Raw genomic sequence first — 26,357 nt, 5'->3', positions numbered from 1 at the left:
CGGACGCCACGAAGGCCCCGCAGATCGTGCGGGGCCTTCGTCGTTCGCGCGCTACGCCTCGACCAGGGTCTTGGTCTCGGCCTCCTGCGTCAGCGCGGGCGTCCCGTGGTCGTCGTCGACCATGGTCCGCTCGTCGAAAGGCATCCTGCGCTCGAGCACCTCGCGCACCCGGTCCACGTCGACGGTCTTGGTCCAGGTGCCGATCAGCACCGTGGCGACCGCGTTGCCGGAGAAGTTGGTCAGCGCCCGCGCCTCGGACATGAAGCGGTCGATGCCGACGATCAGGCCGACGCCGTCGAGGAGTTCGGGCCGATGACTCTGCAATCCGCCCGCCAGCGTGGCCAGCCCCGCACCGGTGACGCCCGCCGCGCCCTTGGAGGCGACGATCATGAACAACAGCAGCCCGAGTTGCTCACCGATGGACAGCGGCTTGCCCATCGCCTCGGCGATGAACAGCGACGCCATGGTCAGGTAGATGGCGGTGCCGTCCAGGTTGAACGAATACCCGGTCGGCACGACGACGCCGACGGTGGAGCGCTGCACGCCCAGGTGGTCCATCTTCGCGATCAGCCGTGGCAGCGCCGACTCCGACGACGAGGTCGCGACGATCAGCAGGTACTCCCGCGCGAGGTAGCGGACCAGCTTGAAGATCGACACCCGCGACACGCTCCACAGCAGCACGCCGAGCACACCGAAGACGAACACCAGGCAGGTGAGATAGAACGCGACCATGAGCGTGCCCAGCTTCACCACCGCGTCCAGGCCGGTCTTGCCGACCACGTTCGCGATCGCGCCGAACGCGCCGATCGGCGCCAGCCACAGGATCATCACCAGGATCCGGAACACGAGCTTCTGCAGCAGCGCCACGCCGCGCACGATCGGCTCGCCCGCCGTGCCCATGGCCTGCACCGCGAAACCGACCAGCAGCGCGACGAACAGCGCCTGCAGGACATTGCCGGTGGTGAGCGAGGACACCAGCGTGGAAGGGACGATGTTCTGGATGAATTCCCAGGTGCCGCCCGCACCGTGCGCGGTGTCGGCCAGGTCGTGACCGGCTTTGGTCGACTTGGCGATGTTCAGGCCGGTGCCCGGTTGCAGCAGATTGCCGACGACCAGGCCGATCCCGAGCGCGATGGTCGACATGACCAGGAAGTACCCGATGGCCAGACCACCGACCTTGCCGACGGTGGCCGCCGCGCGCACCGATCCGATCCCGAGCACGATCGTGCAAAAGATGACCGGAGCGATCATCATCTTGATGAGATCGACGAAGATGGTCCCCAGCGGAGCGAACGACTGCGCGACGCCGGGGGCCAGCCAGCCGACGAGGACGCCGGCGACCACCGCGACGATGACGGCCAGATAGAGCCAATGGGTGCGATCGTGCCGCGTGCGAGTCGAGTCGCTCATAGCGAGGATTTCCCTTCGAAGGTACCGAAGCGAGGTCGCTGACGCTCGCCAGGCAGAATGATGGTCGGCCGGGTGATCCTGGTCACTGTTTGGTGCATTACGTTCAGCGGAGGAAGAGCTTGTGAGACGCGGTCGGCTCTCCCTCGCCGGTCAGGCATTCGTCTTCCAGTTGGTCGTGCTCGCGGTGATGATCGCGATCGGCGTGGTGCTCGCGGTGCTGGACGCCAGGCACGACAGCGACGTCACCACCACCCGCGAGGTCACCGGCGTCGCGATCACCGTCGCCGACGCGCCCTCCACCGTGGCCGCGGTCCGCGCGCCCGATCCGACGGCGCTGTTGCAGCCGGTCACCGAGGAGATGCGCCGGGAGACCGGCATGGATTTCATCGTGGTCATGGCGCCGGACCGGACCCGCTACACGCACCCCAACCCCGCGATGATCGGTCTGCCGTTCAGCGGCACCATCGATCGCGCGCTGGCGGGTGAGACCTTCACCGAAACCTTCACCGGCACCCTCGGTCCCTCCATCCGGGCGGTGACCCCGGTCCACGACGACGACGGGCGGCTCGTGGCCCTGGTCTCCGCGGGCGTGACCCGCGCGAAGATCGGCGACCAGGTCGCCACCCAGCTCCCGGTGATCCTCGGTGTCGCGGGAGCCGGTCTCGTGCTGGCCGCGGGCGGATCGTTCCTGCTCAGCCGCAGGCTGCGACGGCAGACCCACGGCCTGGCGCCCGACGAGCTGCGCGCGATGTACGAGCACCACGACGCCGTGCTGCACTCGGTGCACGAGGGCCTGGTGGTGTTCGGGGCGTCCGGCGAGGACGCCGAGGTGGTCAACGACGAGGCCCGCCGCTTGCTCGACCTGCCCGCGGGCGAGGTCCGGCGCAGCGACCTCCCGCTGTCGCTGCAGCGGATGAACTGGGGCACCGTCCGCGACGAGATGCACGTGACCACCGACCGGATCCTGCTGGTCAACCAGGACACCGTCTCGTGGGACGGCAGGCCGATCGGCACGGTGATGACCATTCGCGACCACACCGAATTGCAGGCGGTGATGGGCGAACTCGACTCCGTGCGCAGCTTCGCGGAATCGTTGCAGGCGCAGGCGCACGAGTCCGCCAACCGGCTGCACACCGTGGTCACCATGGTGGAACTGGGCCGCCACCGGGAGGCCGTCGAGTTCGCCACCGCGGAACTCGAGCTCTCCCAGTCGCTGATCGATCGGCTGTTCGCCGCGGTGGGGGCGCCCGCGCTGGCCGCTCTGCTGCTCGGCAAAGTGAACCAGGCGGCCGAGCGGGGCATCGAGCTGACGATCACCGACGACACCGCCCTGGACTCGGTGGAGCCACTGTCCCCGCACGAAACCGTCACGCTGGTGGGCAATCTCGTCGACAACGCGATCGACGCCGCGGCGGGCAGCGCGTCCGGCTGGGTGGAGGTCACCCTGCGCCACCAGCGGGCGGACGCCGCGGACGAGTCGATGCTCTACGTCCGGATCGCCGACAGCGGCCCCGGCATGTCGGCGGAGATGTTCGCGCGCGCGTCCCAGCGCGGCTATTCGACCAAAGCCGACCACCACGGGCTCGGTCTCGCGCTGGTCCACCGGCTGGTGGCCCGCCACGGGGGAAGCATCCGCACCCAACGGGATCCCGAAAGCGCGGTGACCGTGACGATTCCACGAAAGGAACCACGATGATCCGTGTGCTTATCGTCGAGGACGAGCCGCTGATCGCCGAGGCGCACCGCGCCTACGTGGAGCGCATCGCCGGATTCACCCCCGTCGGTGTCGCCCATACCGGCCGTGAGGCGATGCGGGCCGCGGCCGACGCCGCGGCCGAGGGCACGCCGATCGACCTGGTGCTGATGGACATCGGCCTGCCGGACGCCAGCGGGCTCGACGTCGCGGCCGCCTTGACCGGCTTGGCGCCGCGCCCCGACGTCATCGCCATCACCTCCGCGCGGGACCTGGCCATGGTGCGCACCGCCGTGTCGCACGGCGTCGTGCTGTATCTGCTGAAACCGTTCACTTTCGCCGCGTTCCGCGACAAGCTGGACCGCTATCGCGAGTTCCGCACCGCGCTCCCGGCCGGTGAGAGCGCCATCTCCCAGAACGACATCGACCGGGCACTGAGCGCGCTGCGCACCCCGGACCAGCGCGCCGCCACCCCGAAAGGCGTCGCGCCGCAGACTCTCGACGAGATCTCCCGCACCGTGCGCGCGGCCGAGGCCGAAGGCGTCACCGCGGCGGACACCGCCACCTCGATCGGGGTGTCGCGCATCACCGCCTGGCGCTATCTGGAGAAGCTGGCCGACGACGGCTTGGTCGTGCGACGCTCGGACTACGGCAGGGCGGGACGCCCGAAGACCCGCTACGTCTGGAAGACCACCACCGGCTGATCAGACCGGCTCGGGCGCGGGAGCACGCTGACCGAGCCGCACCGGCAGCCGCTCGTAGCCGTGCAGCGTGAACAGCGCGCGCCGCTTCGGCGGACCGTCCAGGCGCAGGCCCGGGAACCGCTCGAACAGGGCTTGCAGCGCGTAGACGCCCTCCATCCTGGCCAGGCTGGCCCCGAGGCAGACGTGCACGCCGCTGCTGAACGACAGGTGTTCCTTGGCGTTGTCGCGTCCGACGTCGAACCGCCCGGGATCGGCGAAGACCGCGGGGTCGCGGTTGGCGCCCGCCAGCGACAGCACCACGGTGTTGCCCGCGCGCACCGGGATACCGTCGATCTCCACGTCGGTCAGCGCGGTGCGTGCCGTGGTCTGCACCGGTGAGTCGAAGCGCAGGATCTCCTCGACGGCGTTGGGCCACAGTTCCGGATCCTCGCGCAGCCGCTCCAGCTGATCGGGATGCGCCAGCAACTGGGCGGCGCCGTTGCCGATCAGGTTGACCGTCGTCTCGAAGCCCGCGCCCATGAGCAGGCTCGCGGTGGCCTTCAGCGCGTTGGAGTCCAGCTCGCCCGCGGTGACCAGGCTGCTGAGGATGTCGTCGCCCGGCGTGCGGCGCAACCGTTCGATGTGCTGGTCGAGGTAGTCGTTCATCACCTCCATGGCCAGCAGCGCTTCGCGATGCGCGCGCCACGGGATGCCGACGTCCAGCAACGGCGTCATCCGATCACCCCAGTCGAGGAACCGAGCCTTGTCCTCGTCGGGGAAGCCGAGCATCTCGGAGATGATCGCGATCGGCACCTGGGCGGCGAACGAACGGATCAGATCCGCCGAACCGTGCGAGGGCAGCGCGTCCAGCAATTCCTCGGTGACCGTCTCGACGCGATCGCGCAGCCTGCGGATCGCGCGCGGGGTGAACGCCGAGGCGACCGGCTTGCGCATCGCCGTGTGCTCCGGCGGATCGATCACCAGCATCGACGGCGGCTCGACCGGATTCGGCGGCAGCGGGAAGCGCTCGGCCAGCTTCTGCAGCGGCTTGGGAATGTTGAAGCTCTCCGTGGTGCGCACGCCGAAACGGTTGTCGCGCAGGATGGAACGGCACAGCTCGTGATCGAAGGTCGCCCACGCGATCGAGGTGCGCAGCAGCCGCCCCTGCCCGCGCAAACGCTCGATCAGGGGGTAGGGGTCGTCGAAACCGGCGGGTCCGCCCATCAGCTCGGCGAACGGGTCGCCGCGGCGAGCCTGCAGCCGCAGGGCCAGACGAGGCGCGCCCTGCACCGACAACCAGCGGAACCAATAGTGTGGCCTCATACTCCAACCCCGTCGTTGTGCGATGACTCCACCGTACGGAACGCCGGCGACTTGTAAAACGTCCTCAGGTCGGATGCGGTGCCTATACCGTGGTAGGAGCCCACCGGGCGCGGGCCCGGTTCGCCGCTCACCCGCGTTGCGCGGTTACCCGTTCGGAAGCGATGCGCCGGTCGCGCAGCGCCGGATCCGGATTGACCACCTGCACCAGGGAAGCGCCCGCGGCCAGCACCGCGAGATATCCGTCGATCAGTTCGGCAGGCGTCTCCCACGGCGTGCTGGACAGCACCCGGTCGCCCTCGCCGAAGCCCTGCAGCACCGCCGATTTCCTGGCCTCGGCGAGCACCTCGGCGACCGGCATGCCGTCCAGCGCGACACCGGCGCCGCGGGGCAGGAACTGGTCGCCGTGCACGCGCACCGAGGTGGCGAAATCGGTGACGCCGATCGGCAGATCGCGCACCGGGGCGCCCATGGCGTCCAGCGACAGCGCCGCGACCTCGCCCGCTCCGTCGGCCTCGTCCAGGCGGTCCGGGGTGACCAGGGCCAGATCGGCGTCCTCGTCCGGGTGCAGCACCACCTCGGTGCCCGCCCACCAGCAACCCAGCAGCACCGCGGCGGTCTGCCAGTGCGCAGGGAGCAGGACGGCGACTCTGGCGCCCGGGCTCAGGCCGAACTCGTCGCGGATCAGATTGGCGGTCTTGGCCGCCCAGTTCGCCAGCGTGGCGCCGGACAGCTCGATACGCGCTCCGGTGGCGTCGTCGTAATAGGTGACGCGCGGGCCCGCCGGTTCGCGAGCGAGGATCGGATCGAGTACCGCTTCGGTGAGGGTGTGTGCCTGGTCGATGTCACGCATGTTTCAGTTCACGCATTTCGGTCCGTTCTGGCCTGCGTCGATCGGTGGAGCGGGCGGGACTGGTGTGGCTGCGGACGACGTACCGGACAGATCGAACACCCGGCTCGCCGACGAGCCCGGACCAGAATAGTCGCTCGCCAGCACGACGCTCACCGAATCCGGGGACAGGGTCGGGTCGGCGAGCACCGTCAGCCCGCCGAGCGCCTTGGCCACCGCCTGCGCCTTGGGGCTCGCCGTGTCCGCCGCGAGCACCCGGCTGCCGGTGACGCGGTTGCCGCTGTAATTGGACACCGTGCCCTGGCGAAATCCCTTGGCGCCCAGCGCCTGCGCCACCTCGGCCGCGAGCCCCCCGATGCCGCTCGCGTTGTAGACGCTGACGGTCACCGTGGCGGGATCGAAGCCCGGCTCGGCGTTGCGTGCGGCCTTGCCGTCGCCGACCAGCGAGGCGATGTAGGACTTGACCGCCTTGGGCTCGACCTTGACCACGGATTCGCCGCTGCTGGTCTCCCCGTTGAGATCGGCCACCGGAATGGTCTCGAACTTCACCTGACCGCCGGACAGGTCCTTCAACCGCTGCAGGAACGACAGCACGTCCCAGTCCTCGTCGAGCACGATGGTCCGGCCGACCGCGTCGCTGAGTTGCTGGAGTTTGACCGGATTGGCCAGCGTCTTCGCGCTGAGCACCTGCCGCACCAGTTGCGCCATGAACACCTGCTGGCGCACGATGCGGTCGATGTCGCCGCGCTCCAGATCGTGGCGCTGGCGCACGAAACTCAATGCCCTCGGCCCGTCCAGGCGCTGACGTCCGGCGGGGAAACGGGCGCCGGACATCCATTCGTCGACCGGGTTCTTCAGGCACACCTCGACCCCGCCGACGGCGTCGGTGAGCAGTGCGAAGCCGAGCAGGCTCACCTCGGCGTAGTGGTCGACGGTGATGCCGGTGAGGCCCGCCACCGTCTTGATCAGCGCCTGCCTGCCCGCCTGGGTGGACTCCCGCTCCGCGGCGGTCTCGGCGACCCCTTGGTCGATCAGCTTCTGGAACTGGGTGGCCTTGGTGGCGCCGTAGGCCGAGTTGATCTTGCCCATACCGAGGGCGGGGATGTTGACGTAGGAATCGCGCGGAATGGATATCGCGGTCGCCGAACGTCCGTCGTTGGGCACGCGCAGCAGCACGATGGTGTCGGTATTGGTGCCCACCTCGTCACCCGCGTGCAGCATGGCGCGCTCGGCGTCCGACAGCGGGTTGCCGTGCGCGTCGGTGCGGCTGTCCACGCCGACCAGCAGGATGTCCACCGCGCCGTCCCGGTTGCCGCCGAGTCCGAGATCGCCGATGCGCTCGATGTCGGCGACCAGCGCGTCGACACTGTGCCAGGCGAAACCGGTGAGCGCCAGCACGATCACCGCGGCGGACGCCGCGAGCGCGCGCAGCGGCCGGTACGCCCGGTCGCCTGCCCCGGTCGGACGCGACGCCGCCGATGTACCCCTCCGCTGCGACAAAGTCTGCATCCTCTCGCCGAAACTCGATACCTGGCGACGCGTGCGCAACCGATCCGCCACCCTGGTCACCGCTCGCCCGCCCGGTTTCGGGATCCCCCGATAGCTCAAGGCTATCGAACGGTTATCGCGAACGGCCGCAACCGCGGACATGGCGGCGTGCCAAACTGGCGCCCGTGACCGACCCCACCGCACCCGAATCCACCGTCTCCGCCCGCCTCGTCGTCACCGGGGCGCGCGGACAGGTGGGCCGGGAACTGCGGCGTCTCGCTCCGGCCGCCACCGGCTACGGGCGCGCCGAACTCGACATCACCGACCCAGCCGCCGTGCGCGCCGTGCTCGCGCCCGGCGACGTGGTACTGAACTGCGCCGCCTATACCGCCGTCGACCGGGCCGAAACCGACATCGAAGCGGCATACGCGGGCAACGCCACCGGACCAGCCGTGCTCGCCGACGTCTGCGCCGACCTCGGCGCCCGGCTGATCCATCTGTCCACTGATTACGTCTTCCCTGGTACCCAGGAACGGGCCTACGACACCCAGGATGTGACGGGACCGACCTCCGTGTACGGAGCGTCCAAGCTCGCGGGCGAACAGGCGGTGCTGAGCCGCTGCCCGAACGCGCACGTGGTGCGCACCGCGTGGGTATACACCGGGCGCGGCGGCGATTTCGTCGCGACCATGCTGCGGCTGGAGCGCGAACGCGACACCGTCGACGTGGTCGACGACGAGGTCGGCTCGCCCACCTACGCCGCCGATCTGGCCGCCGCGCTGCTGGAGCTGGCGGCCCGGCCGGAAGCCCCCCGCGTACTGCACGCCACCAATGCCGGGCGCGCCAGTCGATTCGAGCTCGCCCGCGCGGTGTTCGCGGGTGTCGGCGCCGATCCCGGGCGCGTCCGCCCGTGCGATTCCGCCGCCTTCCCCAGACCCGCACGGCGCCCGGCGTATTCGGTGTTGTCGCCGCGGTCCTGGAACGACGCCGGGCTGCGGCCGCTGCGGGATTGGCGGACCGCGCTGGAGGACGCGCTGGCGCGGCGGGCCGGCTAGGGCGGTACCGCGCCGTCGCGCGGGCCATCGGCGAACGGCGTGCGACCGCGCCCACTAGAGTTGACTGCCGTGAGTGATTCCGATTCCGCCGCGCCCGCCGGCTTGGCCGTCGTCACGGTGACCTACTCGCCAGGCGAGCACCTCGAGCACTTCATCACCACCCTCGCCGGTGCCACCGCGGAGAAACCCCAGGTGATCCTCGCCGACAACGGGTCGGTGGACGGTGTGCCGGAGTTGGTCGCCGAGGCGAATTCGCATGTGCGGCTGCTGCGCACCGGCGGCAACATCGGCTACGGCGGCGCCATCAACCGGGCGGTCGCGGAGATCGATCCGGGCATCGAGTTCATCGTGATCGCCAACCCGGATATCCGCTGGGGCACCGATTCGATCGACAAACTGCTCGCCGCCGCCAAGCGCTGGCCGCGCGCGGGCGCGCTGGGGCCGCTGGTGCTCGAGCCGGACGGCAGCGTGTACCCGTCGGCTCGCCGGGTGCCCGGGCTGCTCGACGGTGCAGGCCACGCGATCCTCGGCACGGTGTGGAAGTCCAACCCGTGGACCCGCCGCTACCGTCAGGAGAACGAGGAGATCTCCGAGCGGGCCGTCGGCTGGCTGTCGGGGTCGTGCCTGCTGGTGCGGCGCGCGGCGTTCGACTCGATCGACGGCTTCGACTCCCGCTACTTCATGTACATGGAGGACGTCGACTTCGGCGACCGCATGGGCAAGGCGGGCTGGCACAACGTGTTCGTGCCGGAGGCCGAGGTCACCCATGCCAAGGGCCACGCGGCGGGCCGCCATCCCGAGGTGATGCTGCCCGCCCATCACGCCAGCGCCTACCGGTTCCAGGCCGACCGGCATCCGCACTGGTGGCAGGCTCCGCTACGGCTGGCGTTGCGGGCCGGACTTGCGGTCCGATCACGGATTGCGGTTCGATCTGCCCTGCGCCAGCAGGCGCGCGACGCCGGATAGCAGGCGGCGGCGAGAACGACCTTGTGAACAGGGGAGCTTGATGGCAGGAAATGCAGGCACCGACGCGGTGATCCTGGTCGGCGGGCAGGGCACGCGGCTGCGTCCGCTGACCCTCTCGGCGCCCAAACCGATGCTGCCGACGGCCGGACTGCCGTTCCTGACCCACCTGCTCGCCCGCATCGCGGAGGCCGGGATCACCCATGTGGTGCTGGGCACGTCGTTCAAGGCCGAGGTATTCGAGGAGCACTTCGGCGACGGCTCCGATCTCGGCCTGGAGATCGAGTACGTCACCGAGACCGAGCCGCTGGGCACCGGCGGCGCCATCCGCAACGTGCTGCCCAAGCTGCGCGCGGACAACGTGATGGTGTTCAACGGCGACGTGCTCGGCGGCACCGACCTCGGCGCGGTGCTCGACACCCACGAGTCGACCCGCGCGGACGTGACGCTGCACCTGGTCCGGGTCAGCGACCCGCGCGCGTTCGGCTGTGTGCCCACCGACGAGAACGGCCGGGTCACCGCGTTCCTGGAGAAGACCCAGGACCCGCCGACCGACCAGATCAACGCCGGGTGCTACGTCTTCCGCCGCGAGTACATCGAGAAGATCCCGGCCGGGCGTCCGGTGTCGGTGGAGCGCGAGGTCTTCCCCGCCCTGCTGACCGAGGGCGCCCGCGTCCAGGGATACGTCGACGCTTCCTACTGGCGCGACATGGGCACTCCGGAGGACTTCGTCCGCGGCTCCGCCGACTTGGTCCGCGGCATCGCGCCCTCCCCCGCCCTGCCAGGCCAGCGTGGCGAATCGCTGGTCCACCCGGGTGCGGGCGTCGCGCCGGGGGCGTTGCTGATCGGCGGGACGGTGGTCGGCCGCGGCGCCGAGATCGGCGCGGGCGCGCGCCTGGACGGCGCGGTGGTCTTCGACGGCGCCGTGATCGAGGCGGGCGCCACGGTCGAGCGCACCATCATCGGCTTCGGCGCGCGCATCGGCCCGCGCGCGCTCGTCCGCGACGGCGTCATCGGGGACGGGGCGAACATCGGGGCCCGCTGCGAACTCCTGCGCGGGGCGCGCGTCTGGCCCGGCGTGGAGATCCCCGACGGCGGCATCCGCTTCTCGACCGACGTCTGAGGCGCGCACCGCTCGCCGCGACGGTGCGAAGAGCGCCTGCTAGGAGAACCCGACGGCTTGCTGTCCCCAGGCGGTGTGGAGGTCGCGGTCGGGGTGGTCCACGACTCGGTCGACGCTGTCGATGAGCAGGGTGGGGCGGGCCGCGAGGCGGTAGGGCGGCCAGTGCTTGGAGCCGTCGAGGGCGGCGGGGACGCCGTGCGCGGCGAAAGCCAGCCAGCGGCGCATCACACGACCGGAGACCTCCATGGCCGCTCTGCGACCGCCGAGCCAGAAGGTCGGGTCGAGATTGAGCGTGCCGAAATTGCCGAAGACGTACGGCAACTCGGTGGCGTGCCCCGCGCCGACCCGGGCCGCCCGCAGCATCGGAGTGGCGTAGTCGAAGCGGTACATCCACGTCGGCGAGTGCTCGGCGTGACCATCGGCCACCCAGTGCGCGGGCATCCGGAACGCCGCGTCGGTGGACATCGCCAGCGCCCCGCGCGCCTTGCGCAGATCGGGGTAGGCGGAGGTGATCTCGGCTATGCGTTCCGCGGACATCTCCGGGTGGCCGGCCGCGACATCCCGCAGCATCGCGTTCACCGCGTCGGGCGTCACCGGCATGATCGGCGAGCGCAGCAACCGGAACAGCGACGCCTCGTCCTTGTTGGTGCCGATGATCAGCGGCACCCGGTGCGAACGTCCCCGCTGGAACCGGTCGATCGGGTAGGTCGGCAGCAGATCGCCGTCGACCACGGGCGCGGCGGCCAGCCTGCCGGGCTCCTTCAGCGGTATCTCGTCGAGCAGGACGCCCGCCGCCGCGACGATCCGGTCGATCGGGCATTCCAGCAGTTCCGCGGCCCGGTTCGCGGGCAGCTCGATCAGCTCGAGGAAGCGCCGCGCCACCGTCGCGGCCCGCTCCGGCCCGAACACCGTGGTCGCGGGCGGACTCTGCGCGATCGCCTTGTGGAACAGCCCGGCGGCGCGGGGGGCGGTGAGCAGCGCGGTGACGCAACCCGCGCCGGAGGACTCGCCGAACAGCGTGACGTTGCCGGGATCGCCGCCGAACGCGGCGATGTTGTCGCGCACCCACTCGAGCGCGGCGATCTGGTCGTGCAGGCCGAGGTTCGGCGCGAAGTCGTCGCCGAGCGAGGACAGGTCGAGGAAGCCGAGCGCGCCGAGCCGGTAGTTGACCCCGACGACCACGACGTCACCGGTCGCGGCCAGCTTGCGCCCGTCGTAGATCTGCTGGGCGGCGGTACCGAGGCAGTACGCTCCGCCGTGCAACCAGACCAGCACCGGGCGCGGCTCGGCGTCCGGGACGCGCGCGGGATCGCCCGTCTCGGGCCGCGGCGACCAGACGTTGAGCCATAGGCAGTCCTCGCCCATGGTCAGGCCCGAGTCGATGGGAACCATCGTGCCCATCGTCTGCGGTGCGATTTGCCCGAACGAGGTGCAGTCGCGCGTGCCCGCCCAAGGGCGCGGCGGCTCCGGCCGCGCGAAACGGGCCGGACCGGCGGGGGCGGCCGCGTACGGGATGCTGCGCCAGACCGAAACCGAACCTTCGCGCACGCCGCGCACGTCGCCGTAAGCCGTTCGAGCGATGGGCTCGGCGAAACCGTCTGGGGGCACCGCCTCGGAGAACTCAGCGCGCATCGCAGACCTCCTCATACTTCTTTTCGAGAGTACGTCGAAGATCAGTACGACAACGTCGCGATGCCGGGACATTGCCGCGACAACTCGGATTCATCCGCTGTTCAGGCCCCGTTCCAAGGCCGCGATGTCGAATCGGTCACGGCGGCCGCTATCACCCGGTAGCCAGCGGGGTGCTCGGCTCTTTCGCCGAAGCAGCTCACATCCCGGCCTCCGATTCCCGGTCCCCGACCGGTGTCGCCTCGTCGCCGAAACGCCGTCCACAGTCGGCGGTACGCCCCGAGTTCGATGAGCAGCCGGGCGTGCGTGCCGGTCTGCGACAGCCGCGAAGGTTTCGGCGCGGGCCGATCGGAACATCGGTGGCGCAGGCCCTAAACTGAGCGGATGCCGAGTTACAGCTATCGGTGCCGCAGCTGCGGTGACACGTTCGAGGTGACCCGTCCGATGGCCGAGTCGTCGGCGCCGGCGACCTGCCCGATCGGCCACGACGACACGGTCAAACTACTGACCACCTTCGCCACCGTTTCCCGGGGCGGCGGGAACGCGCCGACGCCGAGCCCGGCGGCGCCTCCGGCGGGTGGCGGCTGCTGCGGTGGCGGCTGCTGCGGCTGACCCCCGCGCGGCTTCAGTCGCGCCGGTCGACGTGACCGAGGTCGCGCTCGGGTGCGACCCGGTCACGCACCCGTTGCTTCAGCACCGCGATGTCGGGGAATCCGCCGTCGGCTTTGCGCTCCCAGATCTGTTCCCCGTCGACGGTGATCCGGAAGATCCCGCCCGCACCCGGGCGCAGCGCGACTTCGTCCAGGTCGGTGGCGAACGTGCTCAGCAATTCCTGCGCCATCCAGCTCGCCCGCAGCAGCCAGCGGCATTGGGTGCAGTACTCGATCGCGACGCGTGCCATGCCCGCTGACGCTACCGGTCAGTCGGCGTGCGTGCCGTCCAGGTAGACCCAGGCGCCGTCGGATCGAGCGAATCGGCTGTTCTCGTGCAGTGCGGCGCGGCCGCCCGCGTCCCGGTAGTGCGCGACGAACTCCACCGTGCCGGTGTCGTCGAACGGGCCACCGCGCTCGGTCCGGACGACCTCCAGGAACAGCCAGCGCTGGGCGGGATCGAGGGTCAAGCCGTTCGGGCGAGTGCGCGGATGCCAGGAACGCAGCAGGTAGTCCGCGTCGCCCACCGCGAACGCCGTGTAGCGCGACCGCATCAGCGCTTCGGCGGTGGGCGCGGGACGCTCGCCGCTCAACACCGGACCACAGCACTCGTCGAAGGAGTCGCCACGCCCACATGGGCACCGCCGCGCACTGCTCATACCGCCTTCTTTCCGAGGCCCGTCATCCACATGCTCCCCACCGCCTGTCCCGCTCCGCGCATATCGTGCCGTTTCCGGCCGGAGCGGTGCCTCCATGCTCACACTCGCTGACCTCTCCGATCCTGCTCTGCACACAGCGTGCGGCCCAAACGGTGCACTCCACCGGTTACACTCGCGGCCCTCTTCGATCCTGATCCGCACACAGCGTGCGCCACGCGGCCCGAACGGCGCCCTCCATCTCGCACTCGCTGCCCTCTCCGATCCTGCTCCGCGCACAGCGGGCGCCACCCGGGCTGAAGGTGCTCTCCATCTCGCACTCGCTGCCCTCTCCGATCCTGCTCCGCGCACAGCGGGCGCCACCCGGGCTGAAGGTGCTCTCCATGCGCACGCTCGACCAGGCCGGTCCTGGTCGTCCGAGCAGGTGCGCGATCGCCGGGATCACTCCCGGTGCGCTTCGACCGCCGCCAGATCCGCGGCCAAGGCGACCGTCTGCTCGCGCCACCGCCGCAGATCGGTGACACTCGGCGCGAGTTCGTAGTCGTGGTGGTGGGCGGCGCGCGACAGCGCGGCCCAGAGCACCGCCACGCGCGCCGCCACGTCCGGGCCCGCGAACGCGCGCAGCGCGATCAGCTGCGCCCGCATGGGGCAGCGGGTCAGCGCGGGCGCCAGCCGCAGCCACAGGTCGTCCACGGCCTGTTCCAGGGCGATCCGCAGGATCCAGGCGGTCGCCCGTGACCACAGCCCGCCCGCGTCGGTCACCGAACCGCCGAGCAGTAGATCGACGGTCTCCAGCCGCTCGGCGACCGACGGCCGATTCGCGCGCGGCCGGTGCGCGCCGTTCTTCCGCCGCCGCTGCCCGTGCCGGGCCCCGCGCTCACCTTCCGCAGGCCCCCGGCGCGCGCCGACCGGCCGACGCCGCCCGCTCATCGGCGCCTCACCGGCCCAGCCACGCGACGAATCGCTCCGTCTCACCGATCAGCTCGCGCATGTCGCGTCCGATCGGCACGTGCGCACCGGCAGTTGCGTCGCGCAGGGCGTCCACTACCCACCGGCCTTCTCGCTCGATGAGGTTCTTGTTCAGGTCATCGACCTTGCTGCCGACACCGAAAACCGCCAGCGCCACCTTCGCCCTGGTGGAGTGCGCGGCATCGATGTGCCGCTCTACCTCGGTGTGGTTCATGCCCGCGGCGAGCAGGGTGCGTCGCGCCCTGGCCAGGCTGGCCGCCTCCACCGCCGAACGGCAGCACGTGGCCACCAGTTCGTCGGCGATGGCCGCGGGCAACTGCGGGGTGCGCACCAAGGCGCGGGCGTCGTCGAGATAGCGGCGGATCGGGTCGCTGGACACCCGCACCTCGACCACCGAGCGGTCGCGGCGCTGGACCTCGAGCACGGTGGCGTCGAGCTGCATCCGCCGCACCGCCTCGGCGAGGCGCTCGTCATGGGTGAAGACCACCACCTGACGGGTCCAGGCGACCGTGGCGAGCACTTGCGCCAGGCCGTCCACCTTGGCCGGGTCCATCGCCTGCACCGGGTCGTCGATCATGACGAAACGGAAGGGGCTCTCCTGCACCGTCGCTCGCGGCAGGAACAGCGACAGACCCAGCGCGTGCAGCTCGCCTTGGCTCATCACACCGAGTGCGGCTCCGTCGACTTCGTCGACGGTCACGTCCAGCAGGACGCGGCGCGCGGTGCCCGCGTTGCCCTGCAGGCGGATCGCGCCCAACTCGACGTTGCTCTGCTGTCGCAGCGTGCGCCACACCCAGCGGGCCGTCGTCTCCAACGGCGTCATGCGTTCACCGCGCAATCCGGCGGTGGCCGATTTCAGCCAGTCCTCGGCCTTCTTCACCGTGCGCAGTTCCGCCGCGTGCGCGGCCACCTCGCGCGCGCCGTCCAGCCACGCCACGATGCGCGGCACCAGGGGCGTCCACACCTCGTCCAGGCGGTCGAGTTCCTTGCGGGTGCCCTGCTGCAGCAGGTCGAGTTCGCCGACCAGCCGCGCGTGCGCGACGCGGAGCCGTTCGGGCAGGTCGGGGGTGTATTCGGTGGTGGTGAGGGCGGCCCAGTCGGCCCAGGCCGCGCGCACCGCCGTGGTGTCCACCGACGGCGGATTGCGCGGATCGAAGTCCAGTTCGGCGGGCACCAGGTCGGGCAGCGCCCGCGCGGCCCGCACGGCGTTGCCGAGCTCGACGCGGGCGGTGGTGAGCGCGTCGACGCGGGCGGCGAGCTGGTCGATGGCGGCGTCGGTCTCGCGTGCCCAGTCCTCGTCGAGCGCGCCGCGGCCGCATACCGGGCACGGGCAGGTACCGCTCGCCGCCTGGTGCTCGCGCGCTCTGCGCAGCAGGTCGAGCAGGCGCAGGTCGGCTTCGGCGTCGGCGGTGGTGCCCTGCGCGAGCGCCGCGCCGCACGCCTCGAGCCGGGCGGCGACGGCTTCCACTTCGGCGTCGTCGGGCAGCGCGAGCCGCACGATCGCGCGCAGGCCGTCCGGTCCGGCCGGGTCGTCCACCACACCGAGCACTTCGCGGCCCACGGCGGCCAGATCCGGCTGGGCGGGCCGCAGCAGCCCGGCAACGCGAACCGCGCGGTCGTCGGCCACCGACGCGAGCAGCTCCAGCAGTTCCAGCCGTTCCTGACGCGAATCCCGCACGGCGCGTTCCAATTGCAGGCGGCGCATCCGGATGCGCTCCTGCGCCAGGGTGAGTTCGTCGAGCCCGAGCAGTTGGTGCAGCGCGTCGAACAGGTCGCTCGGCTTCCCGTCCACCAGCGCGCCGAGCTCGCTGTAGGACAGGAACGGGCGGTAGAGCTCGAGCTGCGCCGCCCAGCGGTCGGTGTCGAATTCGCTCGGCGGCGCGGGCGGGTACCGCTGGGTCCAGTGCGCGTCCGGCAGGTCCGCGTCGGGCGCCCATTCCTTGGTGATGGTGAGCCGGGGCGCGTCGCCCGCGGTGAGCAGCTCCAGCTCGATGCGGGCGGCCGTGCCGTCGTGCAGGTTGCGCCAGCCTTCCCGCCAGGCCGCCGATCTGCCGTCCCAGCGGCGGTTCCCACCGGTCAGAGCCATTTCGGCGGCTTCGGCGAAGCTGGATTTGCCGCTGCCGTTGCGACCGACGACGAGCGTGAGACCCGGACCGGGCGGCAGCCGCAGCGTCGTCTCCGGACCGATGCCGCGGAAACCGCGTACCCGGATGGCGCTGAGGAAGATGCCGGAGTGATCGAAAGTGGTTGCCGCGTCGTCGGATTCGGCGGCGCCGAGGGCGCGCAGCACGGTGCGGATGACCGAGGGCGTGACCGCTGGGTCCTCGGCGAGGCGCCTGGTCACCACCTCCGAGAGCCGGGGTGTGGCGTCCGCGGAACCGGCGGCCTGGACAGCGTCGGGATCCACACGCATGCGAAAAATCCCCTCCACCATCGAGCCGCGCACTCCTGCGACCCCGTGCGCGGCACCTTGTCGAAGCTGTGCGAAACGCTACCCGATCGCGTTCGAATCGCCCACCGCGCCCAGGCGAATCTGCCCGCGGGGATGGAAACATGGTCATCGAAACGCCTGCGCCGCGTTTCGATGTCCACCCCTCGCGCCAACCCCGGCGGGCAGCCTCGATGGTGTCGACACCCGTTCCGGGTGGCTCGGTCGAGCCGAACAGGACAGAATGCCAGAGCGTCCCGATCGGCGCAAGATTTCGCCGATCGTCGAATATGACGCAGCGGCAAGCGGTTCCGTACCGGCGGCGGCACTTGTCGGTGCGCTGGGGTAGAAAACCGGTCAACCGAGCAACGAAGGAAGCGATGAGGCAGCACCGAGCCGGAGCGGCGCGATGACGGCGCCGTGGCCCGAAGACCAGGTCACGGCGCTGGCGCCGGACGCGAGTTCGCTGTCGGCGGCGCGCAAGCTGGTGCACCGCTGGCAGGAGAGCGGCCACAGCGGCACGGCGCTGTGGGGCCGGTGCCAGGGCAGCGGGAGCTCGCCATACCAGACGATCGTCGACCTGTCCGGTCCGGCGTACCGGTGTTCGTGCCCGAGCCGCAAGTTCCCCTGCAAACACGCGCTGTCGCTGTTGCTGCGCTGGGCCGCGGGCGAGGTCGCCACCGTTGCCGAGACCGCCGACTACGCGGCAGCGTGGATCGGCTCGCGCGCCGCGCGCGCCGCGACCGCGGACCGCACCCGCACCCCCAACCCGGCCACCGCCGAACAGCGACGGGTACGGGTGACCGCGGGGCTGGAGGAACTCGACGTCTGGCTCGGCGATCAGGTGCGCACCGGGCTCGCGCAGGCCGATCGTTCCTATCGCGCCTTCGAGGCCGTCGCCGCCAGGATGGTCGACGCGCAGGCCCCCGGACTCGCCTCCGCCCTGCGCAGGCTCCCGGCCGCCGTGGCCACCAGGACCGACTGGCCCGATGTCGTGTTGCGGGAGTACGCGCGGATGCACCTGCTGATCGCCGCGCACCGGCAGCTCGACGCGGTCGCGCCCGCGCTGCGCGCCAGCATCCGGGCGCACGTCGGCTACCCCAGCCCGGCCGAGTCGGTGCGCGCCGAAGTTCCGGTCCGCGACCGATGGATGGTGTTCGGCCTGCGGATCACCGAGGAAGAACGCCTCTACACCCGGCGGACCTGGCTGTTCGGGCGGGAGACCGGGCGCTGGGCGCTGGTGGTCGATCATTCCTTCGGTTCCCCGGGCTTCCCGGCCGACGTCCCCGCGCTCGGGCACCTGGCGGACGCCGAGCTGCATTTCTATCCGGGTACCGCGCCGCTGCGGGCGCTGTGGGGCGAACGGCACGGCACCGCCGAACCCTTCACCACGCTGCCCGGCGAAACCGGCCGGGCCGCCACGATCGCCGCCGCGCTGGCCGCGCACGCGTCCGCGCTCGGCGCCGATCCTTGGTTGCGTTCGTGGCCGATGCTGCTGGCCCACGTGGTGCCCACCCGGACCGAAGAGGGTTGGTACGTCACCGAATCCGACGGCACGGCGCTGCCGATCCGGCCGGGCGAACAACCGTGGACGCTGCTGGCGGTCTCCGGCGGTCACCCCGTGACCGTGGTGGGCGAGTGGAGTCCCGACGGATTGGCGCCGATCTCGGTGTTCACCGCGGGCGAGGTGACCGACCTGGCGCCCACGGAAGCCTTCGGTCTCGAGGCGTCTCGCCCGCCTGCCGGGCCGGGCGGCGGCAACGACCTCACCTCCGTCGCGCTGCTGGGCACCGCGCGCCGCGCGCCGGATCTCACCGCGCTGGCGCCCCCGATCGCGCGCGCCGCCGAGCGATTGCCGAGTGATCCCGCGTCGCGGCTGCTCGAATCCGCCGCGCTGCACGACCTGTTCCGCCGGGGCGGGGTCGCGCCGGCCACCGCCGCGACGCCGGAACCGGCGGCGGACGACCCGCGCCCGATGCTGCCGCGCCCGGCGGCCGCACGCCTGGCACGCATGCTGCGGGAGCGCTCGGCATTCCTGCCCGAATGGTTCGACGCGGCGGCTCCACACGACTATCGCGCCCCCGAGGCGCTCTGCGAGCGACTGCTCGAGCACGCGAAGATCAACGCCACGCTGCGGGAACCGCTGCTGCGCCTCGCGGGCGCTCGGGGCAGCTGGCTGGCGGCCCGGCATCCGGACTGGCGCGACCTGGTGCGGCAAACGGCGCCCCCGTCCGAGCGTGGCACGGACACCTGGCTGTTCGGCCGCCCCGACGAGCGGCGGGACTGGCTGGCCGCACTCCGCCGCGAGGATGCCGAAGCGGTCAGGACAACGCTCACCGCGGCGTGGCCGAAGGAAAGCGGGCCGCTGAAGGCCGAACTGCTGGCCGTGCTCGCCGACGGACTCGGACCGCGGGACGAGCCCCTGCTGGAAACGGCGCTGGACGACCGGCGGGCGGACGTGCGCCGCACCGCAGCGGGCCTGCTCGCGCTGCTGCCGGATTCGGCGTTCGGCCTGCGCATGCGCGCCCGGGCGAGCGCGTGGTTGCGCGCCGAGCACCGGATGCTGCACACGCACGTGGTGCTCGCCCTCCCGGATACGCTCGACGCCGCCGCGCACCGCGACGGAATCACCGACCGCACCGTGGAGTTCGCGTACCGCTGGAACGGCGCGCCCGACGTGTCCGCGGCCCGGCTGCGCCAGGTCGTCGCCGCGACGCCGCTGACGCACTGGACCGGCGTGCTCGGCACGCCGCAGCAAGCGGTTCGCGCCACCATCGAGGACCGGTTCCGCCAGCCGGTCTTCGACGGCTGGGTGGACGCCGCACTGGCGCAACGTGATTCGGCGTGGGCGCGGGCGCTGTTCGAAGCCGGTGTGCCCACCGACCTGGCGATGTTGCGCAGGCGCGAGCTGTTCGCGCTGCTGCCGACTGCGGACCGGACCGCGCACCTGGTCCGGTTGGACGGCTCGTGGCTCTCGGAGATCGAGGCGCTGCTGCCCGCGATGGGACATCCGTGGCCGGAAGCGCTGGCCCAGCATGTGATCCTGCTGCTCTTCGAACGGGCGCGGGCGGCGGCGCGTCGCCCCGAGGCGCACGGCGCGTCGCCCAACGCGCACCGGTCACTGCTCGCCGCGGCCGCCGTCCACCTGCCGCTCACCGCCGCGGGAAGCCTGTCCTCGACAGCCCGCCGATGTGACGATCCCGCCTGGGAGCGGGCCTTCGACCAGCTCGCCCACGACCTCAACCACCGCTCGATGATGCTCGAGGAGTTGCAGTGACGACCACCGACCCGACCCCGGCCCTGCTGCGCCCGCACGCCGAGCAGGCGTACGCCGACGAACTGCGCGCCCTCGCCGCAGCCGACGACCGGCCCCGCCCGCCCTCGTGGCGGTTGTCGCCTTGGGCGGTGGTCACCTACCTGCTCGGCGGCACCCTCGGCGACGGCACCGTGATCACCCCGAAGTACGTCGGCCCGCGCAGGCTGATGGAAGTGGCGGTCGCGACGCTGGCCACCGACCGGGCGCTGCTGCTGCTCGGCGTGCCGGGCACCGCCAAAACCTGGGTCTCGGAGCATCTTTCCGCCGCCGTCAGCGGCGCCTCGACGCTGCTGGTGCAGGGCACCTCGGGCACGGCGGAGGAGGCGATCCGCTACGGCTGGAACTACGCGCGCTTGCTCGCGGAGGGACCGAGCGACGCGGCGCTGGTGCCGTCACCGGTGCTCACCGCCATGCGGACGGGCTCCATCGCCCGGATCGAGGAACTCACCCGCATACCCTCCGATGTGCAGGACGCGCTGATCACCATCCTGTCGGAGAAGACTCTGCCGGTGCCCGAACTCGGCCGCGAGGTGCAGGCGGCCAAGGGCTTCAACGTCATCGCCACCGCCAACGACCGCGACCGCGGGGTCAACGAATTGTCCTCCGCGCTGCGCCGCCGGTTCAACACCGTGGTGCTGCCGCTGCCCGCGAGCGAGGACGAGGAAGTTGCCATCGTCAGCAGGCGGGTCGAGCAGCTCGGCTCGGCACTGGAGCTGCCCACCGTGCCAGCGGCGGCCGAGGAGGTGCGGCGCGTGGTGCGGGTCTTCCGCGAGCTGCGTTCCGGCAGCACCGCCGATGGCCGCACCAAACTCAAGTCGCCGTCCGGGACGCTGTCCACGGCCGAGGCGATCTCGGTGATCACCAACGGCATCGCGCTCTCGGCGCACTTCGGCGACGGTGTGCTGCGCGCCTCGGATATCGCGGGCGCGGTGCTCGGCTCGGTGATCAAGGACCCGGTGGCCGACGCGGTGGTGTGGACCGAGTACCTGGAGGCCGTGGTCCGCGAGCGGCCCGACTGGGCGGATTTCTACCGCGCCTGCCGGGAGGTCACCGGGTGACATCGCCCGCCGAATCCGCGCCGGTGACCAGGGTTTTCGGCATCCGCCACCATGGCCCCGGGTCGGCGCGCTCGCTGCGGCTGGCGCTGGCGGCGTTCCGGCCCGACCTGATTCTCATCGAGGGCCCTGCGGACGCCGACCCGCTGGTGGGCTACGTCGCGGCCGAGGGGATGACCCCACCGGTCGCGCTGCTGGCGTATGTCCCCGACGCGCCCGCCAAAGCCGCGTTCTGGCCCTACGCGGTGTTCTCCCCCGAATGGCAGGCGCTGCGGTACGCCGTGGACAACGACGTGCCCGCGCGGTTCTGCGACCTGCCCGCGTCGGTCACGCTGGCGACCGAGGACGAACCCGGCGACCGGTTCGATCCGCTCGCGGCGCTGGCCGAGGCGGGCGGCTACGACGACGCCGAACGCTGGTGGGACGCCGTCGTCGAGTCCGTCCCCGACGCCGACGCGTTCGACGCGATCACCGACGCGATGGGCGCGCTGCGGGAATCCGCCGAGCGGAAATCGTGGGACGAGAACGAGACGCCGGGCGGCCGAGCACAGCCCACCGAGGCTCGACCGGTGACCAACGGCGAGCCAGCCGACAAGCGATCGGCCCTCGACGGATCCGAACGCGATCGACCGGCCGTCGACGCGTCAGCGCAAGACCGGCCCCACGACTCGATATCTGATCCCGATTCGGTCGAGGAGGCGCTGGACGAATCGTCTCCCGGGCGCGAACCGCTCGTTGTCGACGCGCACACGCTGCGGCGCGAGGCCTACATGCGCCAGACCATGCGCAAGGCGCTCAAGGAGGGGGCGGTGCGGCTGGCCGTGGTGTGCGGCGCCTGGCATGCGCCCGCGCTCACCGGCCCGCTCGGTCCCGCCGCGCCGGACGCCCGATTGCTCAGAGGTCTGCCGAAGACGAAGGCCCGGCTGACCTGGGTGCCGTGGACCCATTCGCGGCTGTCCACGTCCTCCGGCTACGGCGCGGGCGTCACCTCGCCGGGCTGGTACCACCACCTTTTCACCGAGACCGAACAGCCGATCGCCCGCTGGCTGACCAGGGTCGCCGGTGTGCTGCGCGCCCACGACCTGCCCGTCTCCAGCGCGCACGTCATCGAAGCCGTCCGGCTCGCCGACACCCTCGCCGCCTTGCGCGGCCGCCCGCTGGCCGGCTTGTCGGAGGTCACCGAGGCCACCCGGTCGGTGCTGTGCGGCGGAGACGAGACGATGCTGCGGCTGGTGGTCGGTGAACTCGTCGTGGGCGAGGCGCTCGGGGCCGTCGCGGAGCACACGCCGACCGTGCCGCTGGACGCGGACCTGCGCGCCACCATCCGGTCGCTGCGGATGAAGCAGGAGCCCGCGGCCCGCACCCTCGACCTGGATCTGCGCAAGGAACGCGAGGTGGCGCGGTCACGCCTGCTGCACCGGCTGCGGGTACTGGAGATCGATTGGGGCACGCTCACCACCAGTGAGGTGCGCAGCACCGGCACCTTCCGGGAAACCTGGACGCTGCAGTGGCATCCCGAGTACGCGATCGCGATCATCGAGGCCTCGCGCTGGGGCACCACCATCCGCACCGCGGCCGAGGCGAAGATCCTCGACACCGCGGCCCGCGCCGACCGCTCCGTCGGCGAACTCACCGCCGCACTGGAGGTCGCCCTGCTCGCCGACCTCGGTGGCGCGACCGACGGACTGATCGCCCGGCTGGAATCCACCGCGGCGCTCGACCACGACGTGACCCATCTGCTGGCGGCGCTGCCCGGCCTGATCCGCACCCTGCGCTACGGCGACGTGCGCGGCACCGACACCAAGGCGCTGGCCCATGTCGCCGACGGCCTGCTGGTGCGCATCTGCGCGGGCCTGCCCGCCGCGGTCACCGGACTCGACACCGACGCCGCCACCGACCTGCGCGGACTGCTGGACGCGGCGCACACCGCGATCCACACCAGGGACGACGGCTGGGCCACCGGCGAGTGGCTGGCCGCCCTGCGCCGCGTCGCCGACCGGGACGACGTGCACGGCGCTCTCGTTGGCCGCGCCGTCCGTCTGCTCGCCGACGCGGGCCGTATCGATGACGCCGAATCCGCGCGCCGCCTGTCCGCTGCCCTGTCGGTGGGCGCGACCGCCGCGGCGAAGGCGGCGTGGATCGACGGATTCCTGGGCGGCCGTGGTCTGCTGCTGGTCCACGACCGGGAGTTGTTGCGGCTCATCGACGGGTGGCTGCGCGGTCTCGGCGACGACACGTTCGTCGAGACGCTGCCGCTGCTGCGCCGGACCTTCGGCGCGTTCGAATCGGGTGAGCGCCGCGCGATCGGGCAGGCGATCCGGGACGGCGGGTCCGTGGCCGCCGCGTCGGCCGCCGCGGGCCTCGACACCGAGCGCGCCACGACCGCCGTGCGCACCGCGGCGGAGATCTTGGGGGTGGCGGTATGAGCGGTCCGCGCAGGTACTGCACTCGGATCGGGAAGGACGCGATATGACCGACGAAACACAGTCGCGCCGTTGGCGATTGGTGCTCGGCGCGGCGGCCGAGTACGGGCTCGGCGGGCTGGGTTCCAGTGCGGACGCGGCCATGGACCGGGCGCTGTCGGCGCTGTACAACACCGATGACGAGACTTCGCCGGGCAAGCGCACCGGCGGTTTGCAGGGTTCGGCGCCGCGGGTGGCCCGCTGGCTGGGCGATATTCGCGGTTATTTCCCCGCCACCGTCGTCGAGGTCATGCAGCGCGACGCCGTGGAGCGACTCGATCTCACGCAGTTGTTGCTGGAGCCGGAACTGCTCGAGGCGGTGGAGCCGGACGTGCACCTGGTCGGCACGTTGCTGAGCCTCAACCGGGTGATGCCCGAGACCACCAAGGCGACCGCGCGCATGGTGGTGGAGAAGGTGGTGCGGCAGATCGAGCAGCGCGTCGCGGCGCACACCGTCACCGCGGTCTCCGGTGCGTTGAACCGCGCCGCCCGCGTCAGCCGGCCGAAAATGCGGGATATCGACTGGGATCGCACGATTCGCAAGAATCTCGCCACCTACCTGCCCGAGCATCGCACCGTGGTACCCGAACGGCTGGTCGGCTACGGCCGCAAGGCCAGGGCGGTGCGGCGTGACGTGGTGCTGGCCATCGACCAATCCGGTTCGATGGCCGCCAGCGTGGTGTACGCGTCGGTGTTCGGTGCGGTGCTGGCCTCGATGCGGTCGCTGCGCACCTCGCTGGTGGTCTTCGACACCGAGATCGTCGACCTCACCGATCAACTCGACGACCCGGTGGACGTACTGTTCGGCACCCAGCTCGGCGGCGGCACCGATATCAATCGCGCCCTGGCCTACTGTCAGTCCCTGGTCACCCGCCCGGCCGACACGTTGTTCGTCCTGATCTCCGACCTCTACGAGGGAGGCATCCGCGACGAGATGCTGCGCCGCGTCCGCTCGATGCAGGAGTCCGGCGTCCAAGTCGTCGTGCTACTCGCCCTCTCCGACGACGGTGCCCCCGCCTTCGACCACGACAACGCCGCAGCCCTCGGCGCGCTGGGCATCCCGGCGTTCGCCTGCACACCCGACAAATTCCCGGACCTGCTCGCAGTGGCCCTCGATCGGGGCGACGTCCAGTCCTGGGCGCACGCCAACGCCGCCCACCATTAGATCGGACCTGACATACGGCCCTGGCCGATCTCGCCATCCGGGAGACTCTCGCCGCCGCGATAGCGAGCGGAAGCCGCAACCGGCTCGCAGGGACCTGCTACGACTTGTGCAGAACGGATTCCGGCGCTACGGGTCCCATCACGCCCCACGCGGTGGCCGCCGCGGGAACCACGAAGCGGTGCAGGGCGGCGGCCACCGCCAGCAGAACGACGGCAACAATCGCGTCCAGCCAATAGTGGTTGGCGGTGCCCACGACGACGAGCGTGGTCAGCGCTGGATGAGCCAAGGCGAGCCAGCGCCACGGCGTTCGGATCGCGGCGACCACGGCGACACCGAGCAGCAGCGCCCAGCCGACGTGCAGCGAAGGCATCGCCGCGAATTGATTGGATAGACCGCCCGAATCGGCCTCGCCGTAGACGGACTGGCCGTACTGTGCAGCCAGGTCGACGAACCCCTGATCTGGCAGCATGCGCGGCGGCGCGAGCGGGACCAGTATGTGCACCAGGAGCGCGGCTGCGGTCAGGGCCACCATGAGGTTCCTGGTCCAGCGATAGTGCTCGGGCCGGAACACCCACAACCACAGCAGCACTCCGACTGCCACGGTGAAATGCGCGCCTGCGTAGTAGAAATTGGCCGCAACGGCGAGGAAGTCGCGCTCCAGGAACAGCGCTTGGACCCCCTGCTCATCCGGCAGGCCGAGCCGCTGCTCGAGGCCGAGCAGGCCGTGTGCGTTGCGCATGGCGCGCCCGGTCTGGTCCGCGGTGACCAGCCTCCCCGCGCGATAGCCGAGATAGAGCACCGTGATCAGGAGCAGTTGCCAGACGGCTTCGCCGCCACGACCGCGCACCGCCACCCGCACCCGTTCGACAACTGCGCCCGGCGCGAACTCGAGTTCGGCGCCCGGACCACCCACAGCGACCACCGCGCGGCCTCCTTCCCCGTTGAACAGGCCGTTACCAAAGGTTAAGTGGAGTGATAACCTCCGTTTGAGTCAACACTACGAAACGGACAACTTCAGCAAGATGTGACGGGACCGACACCGGGAGGCGGTGATCCGAGTTTGCTTGCCGCACAAGCAGACTCGTGATTTCTGCTGCCCTCCGAAGGTGCGATTGGGCGTGCCGATCCGCTCCAGCCACCAGGCATCCGCACGCCGCGATCAAGCCACCGTACGAATGCCACTCGGGTAGTGCGTTTCACCGCAATGACTCTCAGCGTCTGTGATGCGCGGGAAGCGCGGTAGCGGCAGCTTTTGCCAGTTTCCCGACAAGGCGCCGTCGGCCCTGATGGTCCTGCTGTAGAACCAATCCGCTCATCGCCCGGGTTCGCAACCGTGATCGAAATCAGCGGAAAGCGGACCGCCCGGAATCATCCCCTATTCCCAACGGGCCGACATGTCACACCTACGACTTTCTGAGATCTTGGTAACAACGCACTGTCTT

General features: G+C 71.1%; 20 protein-coding genes. 10 read left to right on the top strand and 10 right to left on the bottom strand.

Annotation, left to right across the window (positions count from 1 at the left end; translation table 11 throughout):
• Positions 1-51 precede the first annotated feature (51 nt).
• A complete protein-coding gene (locus HOV91_RS06560) occupies positions 52-1,410 on the bottom strand; it encodes a cation:dicarboxylate symporter family transporter (RefSeq protein ID WP_174184547.1) in 1,359 nt (452 codons plus the stop codon).
• Positions 1,411-1,531: 121 nt separating this feature from the next.
• On the opposite strand from HOV91_RS06560, the gene HOV91_RS06555 reads away from it, so the two are divergent.
• A complete protein-coding gene (locus HOV91_RS06555; protein WP_312884496.1) occupies positions 1,532-3,106 on the top strand; it encodes a sensor histidine kinase in 1,575 nt (524 codons plus the stop codon).
• The gene (locus tag HOV91_RS06550; protein ID WP_174184546.1) at positions 3,103-3,807 is read left to right on the top strand and encodes a response regulator; all 705 of its coding nucleotides are present in this window, start codon (positions 3,103-3,105) and stop codon (positions 3,805-3,807) included. The genes HOV91_RS06555 and HOV91_RS06550 overlap by 4 nt, the downstream gene beginning before the upstream one ends.
• On the opposite strand, the gene HOV91_RS06545 is transcribed toward HOV91_RS06550, so the two are convergent.
• From HOV91_RS06545 to HOV91_RS06535, 3 genes are all read right to left on the bottom strand, one after another.
• Positions 3,808-5,109 carry a cytochrome P450 gene (locus tag HOV91_RS06545; RefSeq protein WP_174184545.1) on the bottom strand — a complete coding sequence of 434 codons (1,302 nt, stop codon included), beginning with the start codon at positions 5,107-5,109 and terminating at the stop codon, positions 3,808-3,810.
• 127 nt (positions 5,110-5,236) lie between these two features.
• Positions 5,237-5,959 (bottom strand): TIGR03089 family protein, encoded by a 723-nt coding sequence (locus HOV91_RS06540; RefSeq protein WP_174184544.1) that lies wholly within the window; start codon positions 5,957-5,959, stop codon positions 5,237-5,239.
• A gap of 3 nt (positions 5,960-5,962) precedes the next feature.
• Positions 5,963-7,387: an LCP family protein gene (locus HOV91_RS06535; RefSeq protein WP_246349888.1), complete on the bottom strand. Its 1,425-nt coding sequence runs from the start codon at positions 7,385-7,387 to the stop codon at positions 5,963-5,965.
• A gap of 242 nt (positions 7,388-7,629) precedes the next feature.
• Here HOV91_RS06535 and rfbD point away from each other — a divergent pair, with 242 nt between their 5' ends.
• The 3 genes from rfbD to manB all read left to right on the top strand — a co-directional run bounded on the left by rfbD (position 7,630) and on the right by manB (position 10,585).
• Complete coding sequence (rfbD, locus tag HOV91_RS06530; protein ID WP_312884495.1) at positions 7,630-8,499, top strand: dTDP-4-dehydrorhamnose reductase; 870 nt, start codon at positions 7,630-7,632, stop codon at positions 8,497-8,499.
• Positions 8,500-8,568: 69 nt separating this feature from the next.
• Complete coding sequence (locus tag HOV91_RS06525; protein WP_174184541.1) at positions 8,569-9,465, top strand: glycosyltransferase family 2 protein; 897 nt, start codon at positions 8,569-8,571, stop codon at positions 9,463-9,465.
• A 40-nt stretch (positions 9,466-9,505) separates the two neighbouring features.
• Entirely contained in the window at positions 9,506-10,585 is a 1,080-nt protein-coding gene (gene manB, locus HOV91_RS06520; RefSeq protein WP_043730946.1) for a mannose-1-phosphate guanylyltransferase, read from the top strand.
• 39 nt (positions 10,586-10,624) lie between these two features.
• Here manB and HOV91_RS06515 read toward each other — a convergent pair whose 3' ends face one another.
• Complete coding sequence (locus HOV91_RS06515) at positions 10,625-12,217, bottom strand: carboxylesterase/lipase family protein (protein WP_174184540.1); 1,593 nt, start codon at positions 12,215-12,217, stop codon at positions 10,625-10,627.
• A gap of 381 nt (positions 12,218-12,598) precedes the next feature.
• Here HOV91_RS06515 and HOV91_RS06510 point away from each other — a divergent pair, with 381 nt between their 5' ends.
• A complete protein-coding gene (locus HOV91_RS06510) occupies positions 12,599-12,826 on the top strand; it encodes an FmdB family zinc ribbon protein (RefSeq protein ID WP_174184539.1) in 228 nt (75 codons plus the stop codon).
• A 13-nt stretch (positions 12,827-12,839) separates the two neighbouring features.
• Here the strand turns inward: HOV91_RS06510 and HOV91_RS06505 are convergent, their stop codons facing one another.
• The 4 genes from HOV91_RS06505 to HOV91_RS06490 form a co-directional block, all read right to left on the bottom strand.
• Positions 12,840-13,115, bottom strand: coding sequence for an Rdx family protein (locus HOV91_RS06505; protein WP_174184538.1), 276 nt, complete (start codon positions 13,113-13,115; stop codon positions 12,840-12,842).
• Between the two features lie 18 nt (positions 13,116-13,133).
• Positions 13,134-13,523, bottom strand: a complete 390-nt coding sequence (locus tag HOV91_RS06500) for a YchJ family protein (protein WP_174184537.1) — start codon at positions 13,521-13,523, stop codon at positions 13,134-13,136.
• Between the two features lie 438 nt (positions 13,524-13,961).
• Positions 13,962-14,450 carry a hypothetical protein gene (locus HOV91_RS06495; RefSeq protein ID WP_174184536.1) on the bottom strand — a complete coding sequence of 163 codons (489 nt, stop codon included), beginning with the start codon at positions 14,448-14,450 and terminating at the stop codon, positions 13,962-13,964.
• A gap of 7 nt (positions 14,451-14,457) precedes the next feature.
• The gene (locus HOV91_RS06490; protein ID WP_246349881.1) at positions 14,458-16,902 is read right to left on the bottom strand and encodes an AAA family ATPase; all 2,445 of its coding nucleotides are present in this window, start codon (positions 16,900-16,902) and stop codon (positions 14,458-14,460) included.
• Between the two features lie 424 nt (positions 16,903-17,326).
• On the opposite strand from HOV91_RS06490, the gene HOV91_RS06485 reads away from it, so the two are divergent.
• Genes HOV91_RS06485 through HOV91_RS06470 form a run of 4 tightly spaced genes read left to right on the top strand, consistent with a single transcriptional unit; the run spans position 17,327 to position 24,915 of the window.
• Positions 17,327-20,194 (top strand): SWIM zinc finger family protein, encoded by a 2,868-nt coding sequence (locus HOV91_RS06485; protein WP_174184534.1) that lies wholly within the window; start codon positions 17,327-17,329, stop codon positions 20,192-20,194.
• The gene (locus HOV91_RS06480; protein ID WP_174184533.1) at positions 20,191-21,291 is read left to right on the top strand and encodes an ATP-binding protein; all 1,101 of its coding nucleotides are present in this window, start codon (positions 20,191-20,193) and stop codon (positions 21,289-21,291) included. Before HOV91_RS06485 ends, HOV91_RS06480 begins: the two co-directional genes overlap by 4 nt.
• Positions 21,288-23,714, top strand: a complete 2,427-nt coding sequence (locus HOV91_RS06475) for a DUF5682 family protein (protein WP_174184532.1) — start codon at positions 21,288-21,290, stop codon at positions 23,712-23,714. The genes HOV91_RS06480 and HOV91_RS06475 overlap by 4 nt, the downstream gene beginning before the upstream one ends.
• A gap of 43 nt (positions 23,715-23,757) precedes the next feature.
• Positions 23,758-24,915, top strand: a complete 1,158-nt coding sequence (locus HOV91_RS06470) for a VWA domain-containing protein (protein WP_174184531.1) — start codon at positions 23,758-23,760, stop codon at positions 24,913-24,915.
• A gap of 97 nt (positions 24,916-25,012) precedes the next feature.
• On the opposite strand, the gene HOV91_RS06465 is transcribed toward HOV91_RS06470, so the two are convergent.
• Complete coding sequence (locus tag HOV91_RS06465) at positions 25,013-25,837, bottom strand: phosphatase PAP2 family protein (protein WP_312884494.1); 825 nt, start codon at positions 25,835-25,837, stop codon at positions 25,013-25,015.
• Positions 25,838-26,357 lie beyond the last annotated feature (520 nt).

Origin of the sequence: Nocardia barduliensis, assembly GCF_013315795.1 — a bacterium.
Classification (GTDB): Bacteria; Actinomycetota; Actinomycetes; order Mycobacteriales; family Mycobacteriaceae; genus Nocardia; species Nocardia barduliensis.
The sequence above is the reverse complement of the archived record's forward strand: the minus strand, read 5'-3'. Positions and strand labels throughout refer to the sequence as shown.

Coding starts and splice junctions, on each gene's coding strand:
- HOV91_RS06550 (WP_174184546.1), top strand. CDS start 3,103: ATGATCCGTGTGCTTATCGTCGAGGACGAGCCGCTGATCGCCGAGGCG.
- HOV91_RS06505 (WP_174184538.1), bottom strand. CDS start 13,115: ATGGCACGCGTCGCGATCGAGTACTGCACCCAATGCCGCTGGCTGCTG.
- HOV91_RS06510 (WP_174184539.1), top strand. CDS start 12,599: ATGCCGAGTTACAGCTATCGGTGCCGCAGCTGCGGTGACACGTTCGAG.
- HOV91_RS06495 (WP_174184536.1), bottom strand. CDS start 14,450: ATGAGCGGGCGGCGTCGGCCGGTCGGCGCGCGCCGGGGGCCTGCGGAA.
- HOV91_RS06560 (WP_174184547.1), bottom strand. CDS start 1,410: ATGAGCGACTCGACTCGCACGCGGCACGATCGCACCCATTGGCTCTAT.
- HOV91_RS06540 (WP_174184544.1), bottom strand. CDS start 5,959: ATGCGTGACATCGACCAGGCACACACCCTCACCGAAGCGGTACTCGAT.
- HOV91_RS06545 (WP_174184545.1), bottom strand. CDS start 5,109: ATGAGGCCACACTATTGGTTCCGCTGGTTGTCGGTGCAGGGCGCGCCT.
- HOV91_RS06515 (WP_174184540.1), bottom strand. CDS start 12,217: ATGCGCGCTGAGTTCTCCGAGGCGGTGCCCCCAGACGGTTTCGCCGAG.
- manB (WP_043730946.1), top strand. CDS start 9,506: ATGGCAGGAAATGCAGGCACCGACGCGGTGATCCTGGTCGGCGGGCAG.
- HOV91_RS06485 (WP_174184534.1), top strand. CDS start 17,327: ATGACGGCGCCGTGGCCCGAAGACCAGGTCACGGCGCTGGCGCCGGAC.
- HOV91_RS06490 (WP_246349881.1), bottom strand. CDS start 16,902: ATGCGTGTGGATCCCGACGCTGTCCAGGCCGCCGGTTCCGCGGACGCC.
- HOV91_RS06500 (WP_174184537.1), bottom strand. CDS start 13,523: ATGAGCAGTGCGCGGCGGTGCCCATGTGGGCGTGGCGACTCCTTCGAC.
- HOV91_RS06470 (WP_174184531.1), top strand. CDS start 23,758: ATGACCGACGAAACACAGTCGCGCCGTTGGCGATTGGTGCTCGGCGCG.